A 16,629-nucleotide genomic window follows, 5' to 3' on the forward strand; every position below is an offset into this window, starting at 1 on the left:
CACCTATCGTTTCCCGAGTCATCTCATATTGACCACGGGTACTGGTAAAAGGTTAACTGTACAAAATTACAGTAATTGGCTAACCTCCCATGGCAACCATCCTTGGCCGTCTTGGCCCTTGCTCGGCACGCTTGCCGATCTATTCCTTTCGCGTTCCGGCGGGCTTTCCGTCGCCAGCCACGGATCACCTGGAGCGCGCGATTTCCCTCGATGAGCTGCTGAGCCTGAGAGCCCCGCACGTTTATCTGGTACGCATCGAAGGGGACAGCATGGTGGGCGCGGGGATCTTCGATGGCGACCTGGTGATCGTCGACCGCGCCATCGAGCCTTCCCACGGGCAGGTGGTGATTGCCGCGGTGAATGGCGAGCCGGTCTGCAAACGCCTGCACCGGCGGAGCGGGGAAGTGGCCTTGCTGTCCGAAAATCGTGGCTACCCGCCGCGTTACATTCTCGACGGTGATGAGTTGCAGATCTGGGGGGTGGTGACCTTTAGCCTGCGCAGCCATGATGTGAAGGCGTGATCTGGCGTTCGCGATGGTAGATCTCCTTCGAGAGACGGCTCAAGCCGGCCGTTGAAGCAGCAGCAGCCTTGCCGCCAAGGCGGTCATTACTGCCGCGAACGCGTAGTTGGCCAAGGGAAACCGACCGGAATCCTTCAACGCTTTGCCGATTCGCGCGGCGCATACACCCAGGAGTGTGTGAAATATCAACGCAATAAGCGCAAGCATGGCTCCCAAGACACCCAGTTGGAATGAAACATTGCCTCGCGGTGGTTTGAAGGAACAGACCTTGCCGGACTTGCCAAGCCTGTAATACTGTAAATACATACAGCTTCAGTGTGTTCACGACCGGCTTCTATTAGTACCCTGAATGACCCTCCCGCTTGAACTTCGCCACAGCGAGCCCGACCATGGCTGAGCACGATTCGACCTTCGCCCTGATCGACTGCAACAGCTTCTACGCATCCTGCGAGCGCGTGTTCCGGCCGGACCTGGCGAGGACACCGATCGTGGTTCTATCGAACAACGATGGCTGCATCATCGCCCGCTCGGCCGACGCCAAGCCCTATGTGAAGATGGGCCAGCCGTACTTTCAGGTCCGGGACATCCTGCGCCGACATGGCATCAAGGCGTTCTCCTCGAACTACGCGCTCTACGGCGAGATGAGCGAGCGGGTAATGACCATCATCGAGGCCATGGTGCCGCGCCTGGAGGTATACAGCATCGATGAAGCCTTCGCCGAGCTCACAGGTGTCAGCCAAAACCTCGAACAGCTGGGCCGCCAGATGCGCACCCGCATCGGCCAGTGGACTGGCATTCCGGTAGGCGTGGGCATTGGGCCTACCAAGACCCTGGCCAAGCTGGCCAACTACGCCGCCAAGACCTGGCAGAGGCAGACCGGCGGGGTCGTGGACCTGCGTGCTCCTGCCGTACGGGATTGGGTGCTCAAACACTGCGACGTTGGCGAGGTATGGGGCGTGGGCCGACGGATGAAGGCGCATCTGCAACCGCTGGGCATCCGCAGCGCCTGGGACCTGGCCCAAGCGGACGCCCGCGCCCTCGGCCGCACGTTCAGTGTGGTCATCGAGAAAACGGCCCGGGAACTGGCCGGTACCTCCTGCCTGGAGCTGGAAGATGTCGACCCGCCCCGCCAGGAAATCTGCTGCAGCCGCATGTTCGGTGATCGCCTGAGTGACCTGCAGCCCATACGAGAGGCCGTGGCCAGCTACACCTTCCGCGCCGCCGAGAAACTGCGCGGCCAGGGTTCGCTCTGCAAGAAAATGCGCGTCGCCATCCGTACCGGCCTGTTCAATCCAGAGGAAGCCAAATATGTCAATGGCGTGGTGGTGGAACTGCCCTATCCCACCGATGACACACGGCTGATGACCCGCTACGCCTGTGAGGCGCTGGAACGGGTTTACCGGCCCGGCTTTCGCTACAGCAAGGCGGAGGTCATGTTGCTGGAGCTATGCCAGCGCGGTGAATACACCCAGGACCTGTTCACGGTATCCCCGCCGACGGCCAGCGACCGCCTGATGAGCCTGGTGGACGAAATCAACGCCCGCTGGGGCAGGGGGACGATGCGGACCGCCGCCGTACCGCTCGACCCGGACTGGGGCATGCGGCGAGCGCTGATGAGCCAGAGCTATACGACGCGGTTGGACGAACTGATGAAAGTGCGATGACGAAGGCGTTGCGAAGTGCCCCAAGGCGAATGAATCCTGCGCTCAGGCAAACGCACGCGTAAGTGATCTTCAAAGTGACCCGATTCGGCCTAGCTTGGTCTTGAGCCTCTCCGCGTCCATGGAATCGAGCGGCAAGGCTAGAAACGCACCGACTCGCTGGCGAATCCTGGCGAGCGTCGTTTCAAACGCCGCTGTGATCTGCGCTTGCGAACCGGTCGCTTGCGATGGGTCGGCCAGGCCCCAGTGAGCTTTCAATGCCGGGCCGAAGAACACGGGGCAGGCTTCGCCAGCGGCGCGGTCACACACCGTGATCACGATATCCGGAGGGGACGCTTCAAAGGCGTCCGACGCCTTGCTGCTCAACCCGACCGTGGAAATGCCGGCCGCCTCCAGGGTTTGCAGTGCACGCGCATTGACCTGACCGCTGGGAAAACTGCCGGAACTGACTGCCTCCAGGCCTGGCGGCGCCAGATGGTTGAACAACGCTTCGGAAAGAATGCTGCGGCAGCTGTTATGGGGGCACATGAACAAGACTTTCATCGGCGACGGCTCCGTTTCTGCTTCGACAGGCTGCAATTAATGGGGTTGCGAGGCCCGGCCACAATTGCGAGCGGTCCATGTCCATTGTGCAATGCCATCCATCGGTCTTGCCATGACTGACTGCCCGCATTTGGCGCGCCGCGCCCTGAAATGACGCAGCGGCGCTTTCCCGCTGGCCCAGCGATCGGGCCAACGGGCCGCCGAATCAGGCTACAAGCCGCTGGAACCAGGGCTGTCTGGTCATTTTGCTACCTTGCGCCAATGTTGGCACAAGGGTCGCATTGAGATCGTCGTGCAGGAGCAGTGCAAGCTGAGCGCACTACAATATGAAAAAGGTCGGCTAGGGTTCCGGTTCGCTGCGGCGAATGTCTGGACCGAGAGCTGACGACCTCCAATTGAGGTTACACGGCGGGATAAAAGCCCGGGAGACAGACCACCGACCACGCGGTGATGCGCTGCTCCTGTCCGCTAACCGTCAATTGGAGTCCCACCATGAGAAAGCCCGTTCTATCCGCTTTCATGGCAGCCGGCATCAGCCTGCTGACCGCAACCTCATCCTTGGCGGCGGTCAAGTCAGACTTCGAGGTGTGCTGGACCATCTACGCCGGCTGGATGCCGTGGGAATACGCCCAGGCCCAGGGAATCATGGACAAGTGGGCCAGCAAATACGGTATCCACGTCAAGATCACCCAGCTCAACGACTACGTGGAATCGATCAACCAGTACACCGCTGGCCAGTTCGATGGCTGCACCATGACCAACATGGATGCGCTGACCATCCCCGCTGCCGGGGGTGTGGACAGCACCGCCCTGGTGGTCAGCGATTACTCCAACGGCAATGACGGAATCGTGATCAAGGGCGCCGGCAAAACCCTGAAAGACCTCAAGGGCATGGACGTCAACCTGGTCGAGCTGTCGGTGTCCCACTATCTGCTGGCCCGCGCGCTGGACACCGTCGGGCTTCGCGAGCGTGACCTCAAGGTGGTCAATACCTCCGACGCGGACATCGCCGCGGCCTTCAATACCGAGACGGTCCAGGCTGTCACCACCTGGAACCCGATGCTGTCCAGCATCAAGGCAGTGCCGAAGGTCAGCGAGGTATTCGACTCCAGCCAGATCCCTGGCGAGATCCTGGACATGATGGTGGTCAACACCCGGACCCTCAAGGACAACCCCGCGCTGGGCAAGGCACTGACTGGCGCCTGGTTCGAGGTGGTGGCCTTGATGAATGCCGGCAATACCAGCGCCGATGCCGCGCTGGAGCACATGGCCAAGGCTTCCGGTACTGACCTGGAAGGGTTCAGGGGCCAGCTCAAGACTACTCGATTGTTCTACACCCCGGCGCAGGCCCTCGCTTTCGTGACCAGCCCGGACTTGCCCAAGACCATGGCCAAGGTGGCGCAGTTCTCTTTCGATCATGGCCTGCTAGGAGAAGGCGCTCCTGACAGCGATGCGGTGGGTATGGCCTTCCCCAACGGCGTGACTCGCGGCAATGAAGCCAACCTTAAGCTGCGCTTCGACCCGACCTTCGTGCAGATGGCCGCTGACGGGACGCTGTGAGCAGGAGTCTTCCTATGCGATTGATCAACCGACAGCCGGACCGCCCGATGCGTCTGATGCTGGTGATCCTGCCCTTCGTGCTGGTGCTGTGCGCCTACCTGCTGGGTTCGGCGCAGCGTCTTGCAGAAAACCCCAATGACAAGCTGCTGCCCAGCGCGGGACAGATGAGCGAGGCCGTCAAACGCCTGGCCTTCAGCGAAGACAAGCGCAGTGGAGCGGTATTGTTGTGGCAGGACACGGCTGCCAGCCTGCAGCGGCTGGGGATGGGGCTTGCCATCGCCGCCGGGCTGGGCCTGGGCCTGGGTATCGCGGCGGGCACGCTGCCCATGGTCGGCGCTTCCCTGTCGCCCGTGCTGGTAGTGCTGTCGATGGTTCCGCCCCTGGCGATACTGCCGATTCTGTTCATCGTGTTCGGCTTGGGTGAGTTGTCCAAGGTGATGCTTATCGTGATCGGCATCACTCCGCTATTGGCCCGAGACCTGGAGCAACGTGCCCGGGAGATCCCGGCCGAGCTTCTGATCAAGGCCCAGACGCTTGGGGCCAGCACCTGGACGCTCATCCTGCGAGTGGTACTGCCGCAACTGCTGCCACGCCTGCTGATCTCGCTTCGGTTGGTGCTGGGCTCGGCCTGGCTGTTTCTGATCGCCGCCGAGGCCATCGCCTCGGAAGACGGCCTGGGCTATCGCATATTCCTGGTCCGGCGCTACCTGGCGATGGATGTCATCCTGCCGTATGTGGTCTGGATCACCCTGCTGGCCTGGCTCATGGACTGGAGCTTGAAGGCGCTGACCCATCGTGCGTTCCCTTGGTACGAGGGGGCGAGGGCATGAGCTTCATCGAAGTCAGGAATGTTTGGCAGCAATACGGCGACCACGTTGTGCTCGAAGGCTTGAGCCTGAGCGTGGAGGAAGGTGAGTTCTGCACCATGGTCGGTACCTCCGGGTGCGGCAAGTCGACCTTCCTGCGCCTGTTGCTAGGGCAAGAACGGCCCAGCAAGGGCCAGATCCTGCTCGACGGCCGCCCGCTTTCGGCGGAGCCGGATCCCACCCGCGGGGTCGTGTTCCAGCGCTATTCGGTGTTTCCGCACCTGACTGTGCTGGACAACGTGGCACTGGGCCTGGAATTGCCGAGCGCGCCCTGGGTTGGGCGGCTGTTCGACCGACGCAAGCGCGCCGCACGCGAGCAGGCGGCCGGTCTGCTGCATAGGGTAGGGCTGGGGCCCGCGCTGGAAAAATACCCGGCGCAGCTGTCCGGCGGCATGCAGCAACGGCTTGCCATTGCCCAGGCGTTGATCATGAAACCGCGGATCCTGCTCCTGGACGAGCCATTCGGTGCGCTGGACCCCGGCATTCGTAAAGACATGCACGCCTTGCTGCTGGAACTGTGGAAAGAGACCAGGCTCACGGTCTTCATGGTTACCCATGACCTGAGCGAGGGCTTCAGCCTGGGCACCCGCCTGATGGTATTCGACAAAGTCCGCATCGACCCACATGCGCCGCTGGCCTTCGGCGCGCGCGTCACCTACGACCTTCCACTCAATGGCAAACGTATCGACGGCCATCAGGCTACTGCCGCGTCGTTATCGTCTGCCATGCCATGAAACGAGGCCCTGACCTATGAATGAACCGACTGTGTTTTCCGAAGAGCTGCTGCCAGGCGGGGGGCATGCCTCCTTCGTGCTCAAGCGTGGCCAGCTGCTGCGCGTGACCGATCTGGAAGGCGGCGCCAATGTGAGCCTTACCCTGTTCAACGCTCGCGAAAAGACCGAGCGCCTGAACCTGCCAGACAGCCTTAAATGCCAGCACACCGCCAAGCTTACCGCCGGGCACTGTCTGTACTCAGACATGGGGCGGGTGCTGGCGGCCATTGTCCGGGACACCTGCGGCTGGAGCGACAGCATCGGCGGCGTGCTCTGCGCTGAAGAAGTGCGAGAAAAATATGGGGAAGGGCGCTACCAGGAACTGCGCAACGGCTTTTTCCGCAACGGCGCGGACAATCTGTTGGTGGAAATGGGCAAGTGGGGCCTTGGGCTGAGCGACCTGACCATGGTGCTCAACCTTTTCAGCCGGGTTGACGTCGACGCCGAAGGCGGGCTGCATTTCGTCGAAGGAAACTCCAGGGCAGGGCAGTGCATCGAGCTCTACGCGCCCATGGACACGCTCTTCGTGATCACCGCCCTGCAGCACCCCATGGACCCATACGCAGAGTACGCCCCCAAGCCGGTACAGCTGACCTTCATGAAGGCCGACGCCAGCGCTGCCGAGCACTGCCGCGTCTCACGCCCGGAGAACGAGCGCGGCTTCGTCAACACCGAACGACTTTTCGCTTGAAGGGGAACCTCATGAACGCGCCACTGCAACCTGAAACGGCCCTTTACCGTGCAACCGTGCCGGCAGGCGAGCCTTGGCTCACTGAGGTGAAAGCCGGGCAGACGCTACGCATTCTCGACCTGGAAGGAAACCAGGCCATCGACACGCTATTCTACAGCGCCGCCAACCCCCGCGAGCGCTATGACGTGCAGCGGACCCTGCGCCGGCAGGGCAATGTATACCTGGGCAAGGGCAGCGTGCTGTATTCGAACCTGGGCCGCCCGATGCTGACCCTGGTGGATGATAATTGTGGACGCCATGACACCCTCGGCGGCGCCTGTTCTCAAGAGAGCAATACCGTTCGCTATGCGCTGGACAAGCGTCATATGCACAGCTGCCGGGATAACTATCTGCGCGCCTGCGCCCATGATGGCCGCCTGGGCAAGCGGGACATCAGCCCCAACATCAATTTCTTCATGAACGTTCCGGTGACGCCCGAGGGCGGCCTGACGTTCGAAGACGGCATTTCCGCGCCTGGCAAGTATGTGCTCTTGCGTGCCGAGATGGACGTCTGGGTGCTGATCTCCAACTGCCCCCAGCTGAACAACCCCTGCAACGGCTATAACCCGACTCCGGCGGAGTTGACGATATGGGCCTGAGGTGTTGGGCGCGCCTGCTGCGGCAATGGCTGTACCTGTGCTGCCAGGTCCGGGCGGGCCGTTTTCTGTATCGCTGCGAGCCGCCCGACCGTTTCCGCCCGCATTCATGATTCAGTCTGGGGACGGCCCCAAGACCTCGTAAGCACTGTGGGACGACCCACAACCCAGCCGAACGGCGCAGGCCGTTCAGGGGCTACTCATGTTCGAATCACTGTTGATCGCCAACCGCGGCGCCATCGCTTGCCGGATCCTGCGCACCCTTGGCCAGATGAAGGTCAAGGGCATCGCGGTCTATGCCGAGGCCGACGTGGCCAGCGGTCATGTCACCCAGGCCGACCAGGCCATCAGCCTCGGGGAGGGCGCGGCGGCCAGCACCTACCTTGCGGTGGACAAGATCATTGCCGCCGCCCGCCAGGCCGGCGCCACGGCTATCCATCCCGGGTACGGGTTTCTTTCCGAAAACGCGGCCTTCGCCGAGGCCTGTGAAAACGCGGGTATCGCCTTCGTTGGCCCGACACCGGAACAGCTGAAGCTGTTCGGCCTCAAACACACCGCCCGCGCCCTGGCCCGGGCCCATGGCGTACCGCTGCTCGAAGGCACGGACTTACTGGACACCCTTGAGGATGCGCTGGTCGCCGCCGACCATGTGGGTTACCCGGTCATGCTCAAAAGCACAGCGGGCGGGGGCGGAATCGGCATGCGGGTGTGCAGTTCGGCCAGTGAACTGGAGGAAGCCTTCGAGGCGGTTCGCCGCCTTGGCCAGAACAATTTCAGCGACAGCGGCGTGTTCATCGAGAAGTACATCCAGCGCGCCAGACATCTGGAGGTACAGGTCTTCGGCGATGGGCAGGGGGGCGTCATCGCCCTGGGTGTACGGGATTGCTCGGTACAGCGTCGCAACCAGAAGGTCGTGGAAGAAACGCCCGCGCCGAATCTCGCGCCAGGGATAGCCGAAGCCCTGTGCGAAGCCGCGGTGCGGCTGGCCAAGGCAGTGGACTACCGTAGCGCGGGGACCGTGGAGTTCGTGTTCGACGCCCAGGCGCAGCGTTTCTATTTCCTGGAAGTCAACACCCGACTGCAGGTGGAGCACGGCGTGACCGAGCAGGTATGGGGCATTGACCTTGTACGCTGGATGGTCGAGCTGGCTGCCGGTGCGTTGCCCCCTCTTGAGGCGCTGGCCAGCCGCTTGCAACCACGGGGGCATGCGGTCCAGGCGAGGCTCTACGCCGAGGACCCAGGCAAGGAGTTCCAGCCAAGCCCGGGATTGCTGACCGCTGTCCAGTTCCCGGAGGCCGATGGCGAAACGCTTCGGGTGGACACCTGGATAGAGGCCGGCTGCGAGGTCCCGCCCTATTTCGACCCAATGCTCGCCAAGCTGATCGCCTGGGGCGAGAACCGTGGACAGGCCTGCGCGCGACTGCAAGAGGCGCTCGATAGCACCCTGGTCTATGGCGTGGAAACGAATCGGACCTACCTCAAGCAGGTCCTGCAGGATGCGCCCTTCGCTCAGGGCCAACCCTGGACCCGCTGCCTTGAGCAACTGGTGTACCGGGCCGCTACGGTGGAAGTGCTCAATGGCGGTACCCAGACCAGCGTACAGGATTTTCCGGGTCGCCAGGGTTACTGGGCCGTCGGCGTTCCGCCGTCCGGGCCCATGGACAGTCGGGCACTGCGCCTGGGCAATCTGTTGCTAGGGAACAGCGAAGGCGAGGCGGCGCTGGAAATCACCATGGCCGGACCCTCGCTGCGTTTCAATACCGACGCGGTAGTGGCAGTCACAGGCGCGGCCCTGCCCGTCACTGTCGATGGCCGCGCTGCCGAGATGGATACCGCGCTGCTGGTCCGGGCGGGCTCGGTACTGAGCCTCGGCGCCATCTCGGGCGCGGGCGCACGAGCCTATCTCTGTGTACGCGGCGGCATTCAAGTGCCCCGCTACCTGGGCAGCAAGAGCACCTTTACCCTCGGGCAGTTCGGTGGGCACGGCGGGCGGGCGCTGCGAGCCGGTGATGTGCTGCACCTGGCGCCCTTGCTTGACGAGACGGTCGGCGCCAGGCTGCCCCCTCGGAAGCCGCTCGCCGCCATCCGTGAACTACGGGTGATCTACGGGCCCCATGGCGCCCCGGAATACTTCACGCCCGAGTACGTCGAGACCTTCCTGGCCACCGAATGGGAAGTTCATTTCAACTCCAGCCGCACGGGGGTCCGCCTGATCGGGCCCAAGCCGGAGTGGGTACGCCAGGACGGTGGCGAGGCGGGCCTGCACCCGTCCAATATCCATGACAACCCCTACGCCATCGGCGCCGTGGATTTCACCGGTGACATGCCGGTGATCCTCGGGCCGGATGGTCCGAGCCTGGGCGGCTTCGTTTGCCTGGTCACGGTGATCGAAGCGGATCTCTGGCAGTTGGGCCAGCTCAAGGCTGGAGACAAGGTACGCTTCGTGCCCACCGATATCCCTACCGCCCGCGCCTTGGCCACCGCGCCGCTGCAGAGCGAGGAACAGGTGAGCCCTGCAGCGCCAGAACCAGCGGGGATACTGGGTTCCCCGATTGTCATGGACGTGGGCAGCGGCGATACCCGGCTGGTCGCCCGGGTGGCGGGTGATACGCATCTGCTTCTGGAGATCGGCGACCCCGAACTCGACTTGGTATTACGTTTTCGCGCACATGCATTAATGCAGGTGCTGGAGCAGGCGGGGCTGGCGGGAGTGTTTGACCTGACCCCAGGCATCCGCTCGCTCCAAGTGCATTACCAGCCGGAGCGTTTGCCCCTGCGGCAACTGCTTGAGACAGTCGCGTGCCTGTGGGACGTGGTTTGCGCGCAGACCGACCTGGAGGTGCCCTCGCGGATAGTCCACTTGCCACTGTCCTGGGACGACCCGGCCTGCCAATTGGCGATTGAAAAGTACATGACCACGGTGCGCAGGGACGCACCCTGGTGCCCCAGCAACCTGGAGTTCATCCGTCGGATCAACGATCTGCCCGACCTGGATGAGGTACAGCGTACAGTGTTCGACGCCAGCTACCTGGTCATGGGCCTGGGTGACGTCTACCTGGGCGCGCCCGTAGCTACGCCGCTGGACCCGAGACACCGCCTGGTCACGACCAAGTACAACCCTGCGCGCACCTGGACGGCGGAGAATTCGGTGGGCATCGGCGGCGCCTACATGTGCGTTTACGGCATGGAAGGGCCCGGCGGGTACCAGTTCGTGGGCCGCACCCTGCAGATGTGGAATCGCTACCGCGAGGTGCCGGCCTTTGGCGGTAAGCCCTGGTTACTGCGGTTCTTCGACCAGATCCGTTTCTACCCCGTGACGGCCGTGGAGCTTGAGCGCATACGCCGGGATTTCCCCCTGGGCCGCTTCGAATTGCATATCGAGCAGAGTCAGCTGCGGCTGGCCGACTACCAGGCTTTTCTGGCGGAGGAGGCCGACAGCATCTGCGCGTTCCGCCAGCGGCAACGGGCCGCGTTCGCGGCGGAGCGCCAGCGCTGGGTAGACAGCGGCCAGGCGCATTTCGAGAGTCCCGAAGTCATGACTGAGCAGGCCGAGGAGGCGGTATTGCCTGTGCACCTGCTCAGTGTGGAAAGTCCTATCGCCGGGAACCTGTGGCAGGCCCAGGTCAGGCCTGGTGACCAGGTAGAGGCCGGGGCTACCCTGGTCGTCCTTGAGTCCATGAAAATGGAGATACCGCTGCAAGCACCCTGCGCTGGCGTAGTGCGCGAAGTGAAAGTCGAGCCCGGCGCCGCCGTGCGGGCTGGCCAACGTGTCGTTGTCATCGAGCCGTCAACCAATGGAGTCGCAGCATGAACCCGTCTCTTCAACTCGATTCGCTGCGCCAACGCTACCTGAGCGGCGACGTGACGCCCCGGCAACTGATCCTTGGGCTACGTGATCAAGCCGAAGCGATGAACCCCGACTACAACATGTTCATCCATGTGTTGACCACGGCGCAGTTGCAGCCGTATCTGGAAGCGCTTGAAGCTTCGTCCATCGAAAGCCTGCCGTTATACGGCGTACCCTTTGCGATCAAGGACAATATCGATCTCGCTGGCATTCCTACGACCGCTGCCTGTCCGGCCTTTGCCTATACACCTGAGCGCTCGGCCACCGTCGTGCAGCAGTTGATCGACCTTGGCGCCGTTCCGCTGGGCAAGACCAACCTGGACCAGTTCGCCACGGGCCTTAACGGCACCCGCTCACCCTATGGGGCATGCGTGAACAGCGTACTGCGCGATTATCCCTCGGGCGGCTCCAGTGCTGGCTCGCCGGTAGCGGTAGCCCTTGGCCTGGTCAGTTTCGCCCTGGGTACCGATACCGCCGGTTCCGGCCGGGTGCCGGCGGCGCTCAATGGCCTGGTGGGCCTGAAGGCCACCAAGGGCCTGATCTCCACGGCGGGCGTAGTGCCGGCCTGTCGTACGCTGGACTGTGTAACCACCTTCACCCAAACGGCAGCCGAAGCCAGTCGGTTATTGGCCTTGCTGGCAGAAGCCGACCCCACGGATGACTACAGCCGAAGCAACCCGGCCTGGAACGATGGGAGCGCCTACGGACGTGTCGGCACTTTCCGATTCGGTATTCCTCGCCAGCAGGACCTGGAATTCTTCGGATGCGCCGAAGGCCCGGCCTTGTTCAGCGATGCCGTGGAACGGCTGCAGGCGCTGGGTGGAGAGCCTGTCACCATCGACCTGTCTCCATTCCTGGACGCGGCCAGGCTCCTGTACGAGGGACCCTGGGTGGCCGAGCGCTATAGCGTGGTCGGGGATCTGGCCGCGGCACAGCCGCAGGCGCTATTGCCGGTGATCCATGCGGTGCTGGCCAAGGCGCCCGGAATGACAGGGGTGGAAACCTTCCGCGCTCAGTATCGACTGCAGGCGCTCAAGGCTCAGTGTGATCGTGTCGTGAACGGTCTGGACTGCATACTCACCCCCACCATCGGGCGGCCCGTTACCCTGGCCGAACTGGCCGAGGAGCCTGTACTGCGCAACGCCGAACTGGGCCACTACACTAACTTCATGAACCTGCTCGATTATGCCGCCGTGGCGCTGCCCAGTGCCCGGATGGCCAACGGGCTGCCCTGGGGCATCACGCTCTTCGCAAGGGCCTTTACGGACCAATACCTGCTGAGCCTTGGCAACGCCTATCAAGGGTTGGCGGCCCCAGCTCCCCTGGCCCGTAACGACAAAGCCCGGGTGGTGGTCTGCGGTGCTCACCTCGATGGCCTGCCCTTGAACTGGCAGCTCAGGCAGCGAGGCGGCGTACTGCTGGAGGCTACCCAAAGTGCCGCTGCGTACCGTCTGTACGCCTTGGCGGGAGGGCCAGTGAAGCGTCCAGGCATGGTACGTGTACGAGACGGCGGAGTGGCCATTGCCGTGGAGGTGTGGCAGTTGCCCAGCGCTGAACTGGGTTCCTTCCTGACCGGGATACCCGCGCCCCTGGGCCTGGGCAAGGTGGAGCTGAGCGACGGCCGTTGGGAAACGGGGTTCATCTGCGAATCCGACGGCCTTGAGGGCGCAACGGACATCAGCCAATGGAGGGGATGGAAGGCCTGGCTGGCGTCCATGGGGTGAACGCTGGGCGGCGCGTCTTCCGCCCCACGGGGAACGCGTCGCTCAGCCTGGCCCGGCCTGGTCATTGGGCTCACCCCGAGGCCAGCTTCATCATCACCAAGCCACCGATGATCAGCGACGCCGCGACCAGGCGCATGGGCGTGGTCGGCTCTCCCAGTACGAAGATGCCTACAAGGAAGGCGCCGACTGCGCCAATGCCTGTCCAGAGTGTATAGGCCGTGCCCAGGGGCAGCGTCTTCATGGAGACGCTCAGCAGGCCGAAGCTTGCCGTCATCGCCACCAGGGTCACGAGGGTGGGCAGGGGTTTGCTGAAGCCCTCGGAGGTTTTCATGGCAAACGCCCAGAGCACTTCCAGCGCGCCTGCCAGGATCAGGTAAATCCAAGCCATGCTCGGTTCTCCGTGAACCGGGCCGTCCCGGATGATCGCCCGACGTGGGTGAGGTCGTCCTCGGCGCTAGTATCGCATGGTAGCCAAAGGGCCGGTAGCGAGCTCTGGCCCGAGCGGCCGAGCTTCGGCGGCGCGGTTCACGTACAAGCCCAGCATCACCGGTGGAGAAAGATCCTGGCGGCAGCACGGCTTCCACCGCGTGAACGACCGGCAGCCACCAAGGCTCCAATTGAGTAACATACTTTCATGGGTGCTTCGTCAGCATTCGGGCGTCCGGGCGCCTGTGCGATCGCCCCGGTGTGTAGTCGCCATCGGCGCGCGGACCCACCCTGAGCCAGGCCAAACACGATGCAGATGATGCCTATGCACACGACCTATAGCGTTTCCCTGGTTTGCCTTTCGGTGCTGATCGCCATCGCCGGTTCGTTCACCGCGCTGGACCTGGCCGGTCGCGCGCGGGCATCGAGCGGCTCGATGTCGCGGATCTGGCTCTGCGCCGCCGCCTTTTGCATGGGCGGCAGCGTATGGTCGATGCATTTCGTCGGCATGCTGGCGTTTGGCATGCCGGGCATGGAAATCCAGTACGACCTGGGGCTTACGCTGGGGTCACTGCTGGTGCCGATCGCGGTCACGGCCATCAGCTTCTTCGCGGTAGCAGCCGGCAAGCTCAATCGGCGGACGCTGGCAACTGGCGGGGTGTTCATGGGGCTCGGTATCGGCGCCATGCATTATATGGGCATGGCCGCAATGACCTTGCATGCCCAGTTGTCTTATACCTGGGGCTGGGTAGTCTTGTCCTTCATCATTGCCATCAGCGCTTCGACGGTTGCGCTGTGGCTGTCCGCCCAGGCCAGGCGGCTCTCGTTCCAGGCGATATCCGCACTCGCCATGGGCGTAGCGGTGGCGGGCATGCATTACACCGCTATGGCAGGCGCCAACTTCACGCCCATGGAGGACGCCGTCTCGTTACCGCCAGGCAGCGAACTGGACCTGCTGACCCTCGCCATCTCGGTCGCAGGTTCCACGTTCATCATTCTTTTTCTCGGGCTAGCCGCCTCCCTTCACGACAGGCGCATGGCGATGATGGGTGAGCGGGAGGCCCAGGCCTTGCGGTCGAGTGAAGCCAGACTGCGCCACCTCTACAGCAAGACACCATTGCCACTGCATGCGCTGGACAGCGAAGGTCGCTTGGAGTCGGTGAGCGACGCCTGGTTAAGGCTGGTGGGTTATCGGCGGGAGGATGTCATAGGCCGACCGCTGACCAGTTTCATGACCGAAAGCTCGGCCCGGCAATTGTTGAGCCAGGATTGGCCGTTCTTGCTTCAGACTGGCGAATGCCTGAATTCCGAATACCGGTTGGTGGTCCGCGATGGCAAGTTCATCGACGTCCTGGCTTCGGTCCGTTGGGAGGAAACGTCCCAAGGCCCGCTGATCATCGGCGGGTTGATCAATATCACCGAGCGGAAGAATGCCGAGGCTGCGCTTCGGCAGGCGCAGAAGATGGAAGCGGTGGGCAAGCTCACCGGTGGCGTTGCCCATGATTTCAATAATCTGCTCAACGTGATCAGCGGTAGCCTGGAATTGCTGCGCGCCCGCTTGCCAAGCGACATTCCCCGTGCCGAAAAGCTGATCGACAATGCGCTAATGGCCACTCAGCGCGGCGCGGCCCTGACCCAACGCATGCTGGCGTTCGCTCGGAAACAGGAGCTCAAGCCCGTCTCGGCGGGGCTTGCCGAAACCGTCCTCGGCCTGCGTGACCTCTTGCAGCGCTCAGCCGGTCCCAGCATTGCGATCGAATGCCGCTTCGCCTTGAGCCTGCCGCCGGCCTATGTGGACGTCAATCAGCTTGAAATGGTGTTGATGAACCTGGTCGTGAATGCCCGGGACGCCATGCACGCTGGGGGGACCATCTTCATCGAGGGGCAACTGCGTCTGGCTTGCCCCTCGCCCCAGGAGGCGGAACGCGAGTACGTCGTGCTTAGCGTCCGGGATACCGGCACGGGCATGAGCCCGGAAACGCTGAGGCGGGCTACCGAGCCGTTCTTCACCACCAAGGGGCCCGGCAAGGGTACTGGTCTAGGCCTTTCCATGGCCCATGGTCTGGCCGAGCAGTCTGGCGGCCGCTTCGAAATACACAGCGAGTTGGGTAAAGGTACCTGTATCGAGCTCTGGTTGCCGGTTGGTCAGACCGCCCCGTCAATCGAAACAGTAGCCAGTACGGTCGAACCCCCTGCAAATGTAGGTGTACGGGCGCTCTCGGTCCTATTGGTCGACGATGACCCTCTGGTGCTTGCCAACACATGCGACTTGCTCGAGGACCTGGGCCATAAAGTTACAGTGACCAGCACTCCAGAGGCTGCACTCGTCGCCCTACGGGCCTCGACGGGCTTTGATCTGATGATCACGGACCAGATGATGCCTGGAATGACCGGCACCCAGCTTATCCAGGTTGCAGCCATGGAATGGCCATGGATGCCGGCCCTGCTGGCCACTGGCTACGCGGAACTGTCTGAGGTCGACAGACCTCGCCACGTACTAGCCAAGCCTTTCAGTCAGCAAGCGCTGCGCGAGGCGATCGGAGCGGTGATGGGACCGGAGAAGTCCAAGGTAGTGCCCTTGCGGTAAGAATGAGCCTAACCATGGCTAGCCTTCCAGCTTGCTCAGGACGAATGCCGCCAGGAAACCGGCCACGGTGATGAGCCCGGCGAAGTTGTGGGTTTCCTCGAACGCTTCCGGGATCATGGTATCCACGAGCATGGAAAGGATGGCGCCCGCCGCGATGGCAGTGGTGGCGGCAACCACATCCGGTGAAAGGTCGCGGAACAGCGTATAGCCGACCAGTGACGCGATGCCCGAAGCCAGCGCAATGCTGCCCCACACGCCAAATATATAGGCCGCCGAGCGTCCCGCTCGTTTCATGCCCGCCGCGCTCGCCAGGCCTTCCGGGATATTGGAGAGGAAAATGGCAATGACCGCGACCTTGCTCACGGCCCCGCCCTCAAGCATCGACAGCCCGATGACGATGGACTCGGGAATGCCATCGAGGAGCGCGCCGATGGCAATGGCGGCGCCACTGCCTTGGTCGTCCGCTTCCGAGGGCTGGCGCTCGCCTGAGCGTTTTCGGTGCCTGGCACCGTAGCTAGCGAGTACCCAGTTCGCCAGGGTATAGACCGCTGCCCCGGTGAGAAACCCGAACGCTGTGGAATCGAAACCGCCCTTTTCGTAGGCCTCCTGCATCAGTTCAAAGGACAGCGCCGAAATCAGCACACCGCTGCCGAAAGCCATCACTGCGGCGATCAGCCGTCGCGGCACCTTGATGAAATACGCGACGACTGCCCCTATCAGGAGCGCACCGCCCGCCAACAGCCCCCACAGCCCGGCCTGCAGCCACACCGGTAGATTCGCCATAACCGCCTCCTG

13 protein-coding genes and 1 riboswitch are annotated in these 16,629 nt (G+C 63.1%); of the genes, 10 read left to right on the top strand and 3 right to left on the bottom strand.

Translation table 11 applies throughout. From position 1 onward, the window contains the following. The first annotated feature begins 89 nt into the window (after nt 1–89). Nucleotides 90–521 carry a LexA family protein gene (locus ACP691_RS19150; protein ID WP_426153111.1) on the top strand — a complete coding sequence of 144 codons (432 nt, stop codon included), beginning with the start codon at nt 90–92 and terminating at the stop codon, nt 519–521. 389 nt (nt 522–910) lie between these two features. After that, a complete protein-coding gene (locus ACP691_RS19155; protein ID WP_426153109.1) occupies nt 911–2,185 on the top strand; it encodes a Y-family DNA polymerase in 1,275 nt (424 codons plus the stop codon). A 69-nt stretch (nt 2,186–2,254) separates the two neighbouring features. Here ACP691_RS19155 and ACP691_RS19160 read toward each other — a convergent pair whose 3' ends face one another. Continuing rightward, nucleotides 2,255–2,725 (bottom strand): arsenate reductase ArsC, encoded by a 471-nt coding sequence (locus tag ACP691_RS19160; RefSeq protein WP_426153107.1) that lies wholly within the window; start codon nt 2,723–2,725, stop codon nt 2,255–2,257. 329 nt (nt 2,726–3,054) lie between these two features. Continuing rightward, nucleotides 3,055–3,155: riboswitch (guanidine-I (ykkC/yxkD leader) on the top strand. A gap of 62 nt (nt 3,156–3,217) precedes the next feature. On the opposite strand from ACP691_RS19160, the gene ACP691_RS19165 reads away from it, so the two are divergent. The 7 genes from ACP691_RS19165 (at nt 3,218) to atzF (ending at nt 12,821) form a co-directional block, all read left to right on the top strand. Beyond that, nucleotides 3,218–4,285, top strand: coding sequence for a putative urea ABC transporter substrate-binding protein (locus ACP691_RS19165; protein ID WP_426153106.1), 1,068 nt, complete (start codon nt 3,218–3,220; stop codon nt 4,283–4,285). A 14-nt stretch (nt 4,286–4,299) separates the two neighbouring features. Then, complete coding sequence (locus tag ACP691_RS19170) at nt 4,300–5,115, top strand: ABC transporter permease (protein WP_426153104.1); 816 nt, start codon at nt 4,300–4,302, stop codon at nt 5,113–5,115. Then, on the top strand, nt 5,112–5,885 hold the full coding sequence (locus tag ACP691_RS19175; RefSeq protein ID WP_426153102.1) for an ABC transporter ATP-binding protein: 774 nt from the start codon (nt 5,112–5,114) through the stop codon (nt 5,883–5,885). The genes ACP691_RS19170 and ACP691_RS19175 overlap by 4 nt, the downstream gene beginning before the upstream one ends. A gap of 16 nt (nt 5,886–5,901) precedes the next feature. Continuing rightward, nucleotides 5,902–6,615 carry an urea amidolyase associated protein UAAP1 gene (locus ACP691_RS19180; RefSeq protein WP_426153100.1) on the top strand — a complete coding sequence of 238 codons (714 nt, stop codon included), beginning with the start codon at nt 5,902–5,904 and terminating at the stop codon, nt 6,613–6,615. 11 nt (nt 6,616–6,626) lie between these two features. Beyond that, entirely contained in the window at nt 6,627–7,253 is a 627-nt protein-coding gene (locus ACP691_RS19185; RefSeq protein WP_426153098.1) for an urea amidolyase associated protein UAAP2, read from the top strand. Nucleotides 7,254–7,452: 199 nt separating this feature from the next. Continuing rightward, the gene (uca, locus tag ACP691_RS19190; RefSeq protein WP_426153096.1) at nt 7,453–11,061 is read left to right on the top strand and encodes an urea carboxylase; all 3,609 of its coding nucleotides are present in this window, start codon (nt 7,453–7,455) and stop codon (nt 11,059–11,061) included. Further along, complete coding sequence (atzF, locus tag ACP691_RS19195; protein ID WP_426153094.1) at nt 11,058–12,821, top strand: allophanate hydrolase; 1,764 nt, start codon at nt 11,058–11,060, stop codon at nt 12,819–12,821. The genes uca and atzF overlap by 4 nt, the downstream gene beginning before the upstream one ends. Before the next feature lie 70 nt (nt 12,822–12,891). On the opposite strand, the gene ACP691_RS19200 is transcribed toward atzF, so the two are convergent. Then, the gene (locus ACP691_RS19200; RefSeq protein WP_426153092.1) at nt 12,892–13,209 is read right to left on the bottom strand and encodes a DMT family transporter; all 318 of its coding nucleotides are present in this window, start codon (nt 13,207–13,209) and stop codon (nt 12,892–12,894) included. A 363-nt stretch (nt 13,210–13,572) separates the two neighbouring features. On the opposite strand from ACP691_RS19200, the gene ACP691_RS19205 reads away from it, so the two are divergent. Further along, a complete protein-coding gene (locus ACP691_RS19205; protein ID WP_426153090.1) occupies nt 13,573–15,834 on the top strand; it encodes an MHYT domain-containing protein in 2,262 nt (753 codons plus the stop codon). A gap of 18 nt (nt 15,835–15,852) precedes the next feature. Here the strand turns inward: ACP691_RS19205 and ACP691_RS19210 are convergent, their stop codons facing one another. Further along, nucleotides 15,853–16,617 carry a ZIP family metal transporter gene (locus tag ACP691_RS19210; RefSeq protein ID WP_426153088.1) on the bottom strand — a complete coding sequence of 255 codons (765 nt, stop codon included), beginning with the start codon at nt 16,615–16,617 and terminating at the stop codon, nt 15,853–15,855. Nucleotides 16,618–16,629 lie beyond the last annotated feature (12 nt).

Source organism: Pseudomonas sp. DC3200b2 (assembly GCF_049895785.1).
GTDB lineage: Bacteria > Pseudomonadota > Gammaproteobacteria > Pseudomonadales > Pseudomonadaceae > Aquipseudomonas > Aquipseudomonas massiliensis.

Coding starts and splice junctions, on each gene's coding strand:
- ACP691_RS19170 (WP_426153104.1), top strand. CDS start 4,300: ATGCGATTGATCAACCGACAGCCGGACCGCCCGATGCGTCTGATGCTG.
- atzF (WP_426153094.1), top strand. CDS start 11,058: ATGAACCCGTCTCTTCAACTCGATTCGCTGCGCCAACGCTACCTGAGC.
- ACP691_RS19155 (WP_426153109.1), top strand. CDS start 911: ATGGCTGAGCACGATTCGACCTTCGCCCTGATCGACTGCAACAGCTTC.
- ACP691_RS19175 (WP_426153102.1), top strand. CDS start 5,112: ATGAGCTTCATCGAAGTCAGGAATGTTTGGCAGCAATACGGCGACCAC.
- ACP691_RS19200 (WP_426153092.1), bottom strand. CDS start 13,209: ATGGCTTGGATTTACCTGATCCTGGCAGGCGCGCTGGAAGTGCTCTGG.
- ACP691_RS19180 (WP_426153100.1), top strand. CDS start 5,902: ATGAATGAACCGACTGTGTTTTCCGAAGAGCTGCTGCCAGGCGGGGGG.
- ACP691_RS19160 (WP_426153107.1), bottom strand. CDS start 2,725: ATGAAAGTCTTGTTCATGTGCCCCCATAACAGCTGCCGCAGCATTCTT.
- ACP691_RS19205 (WP_426153090.1), top strand. CDS start 13,573: ATGCACACGACCTATAGCGTTTCCCTGGTTTGCCTTTCGGTGCTGATC.
- ACP691_RS19150 (WP_426153111.1), top strand. CDS start 90: ATGGCAACCATCCTTGGCCGTCTTGGCCCTTGCTCGGCACGCTTGCCG.
- ACP691_RS19210 (WP_426153088.1), bottom strand. CDS start 16,617: ATGGCGAATCTACCGGTGTGGCTGCAGGCCGGGCTGTGGGGGCTGTTG.
- ACP691_RS19185 (WP_426153098.1), top strand. CDS start 6,627: ATGAACGCGCCACTGCAACCTGAAACGGCCCTTTACCGTGCAACCGTG.
- uca (WP_426153096.1), top strand. CDS start 7,453: ATGTTCGAATCACTGTTGATCGCCAACCGCGGCGCCATCGCTTGCCGG.
- ACP691_RS19165 (WP_426153106.1), top strand. CDS start 3,218: ATGAGAAAGCCCGTTCTATCCGCTTTCATGGCAGCCGGCATCAGCCTG.